At 41.6% G+C, this 536-nt stretch carries 1 protein-coding gene and 1 riboswitch; the gene reads right to left on the bottom strand.

The window, feature by feature from the left end:
- Positions 1-279, bottom strand: a 279-nt coding sequence (locus tag CUS_RS09000) for a DUF134 domain-containing protein (protein ID WP_002849814.1), incomplete at its 3' end; no start/stop codon positions are given.
- A 131-nt stretch (positions 280-410) separates the two neighbouring features.
- Positions 411-484, top strand: a riboswitch (Fluoride riboswitch).
- The last annotated feature ends 52 nt before the right edge of the window (positions 485-536 follow it).

Here is a 536-nt window from a genome sequence, read left to right as displayed (position 1 = left end):
AGTATAATTTCCGCCTGAAATGATGATGCGTCTGCCCTCGACCAGAGCCTGAGCAAGTTTTTTTCTTGCGGTATCATAGATAGCCGTGACAGTTGTCCTCGCCACGTTCATCTCCTGAGCGCATTGTTCCTGCGTCTTTGACTGATAATCTATCAGACGTATCGTTTCAAACTCGTCAAGCGACATAACGACCGTATCGTTAGCTGTATCCTGATCGGGCGCAAAGCTCCAGTAATCGGGGTAACAACAGATACGGCGTGATTTCTGTGGTCTTGGCATTTTCGCATCTCCTTTCTGACTTATGTCAATTATAGCATAGTTTTCGACTTATGTCAAGTACAAAATTGAAATTCTCGGTTTAAATTCACTATTGACAACTTGCCAGCAAAATGTTATAATAATAACAGAAAAGTTCATACGGGAATGATGTTCTCCCACGGGAAACCGAAACCGCTTATCATAAGCTGATGACTTCTGCGTTTTACGCAATAGTTGTCGGCTTTTTTATTTTATGGAGGTATTTTTATGCTGTTATC

It is taken from the genome of Hominimerdicola alba 8 (assembly GCF_000178155.2).
Taxonomy (GTDB): domain Bacteria; phylum Bacillota; class Clostridia; order Oscillospirales; family Ruminococcaceae; genus Hominimerdicola; species Hominimerdicola alba_C.
This window is presented reverse-complemented; position numbering and strand designations above follow the sequence as displayed.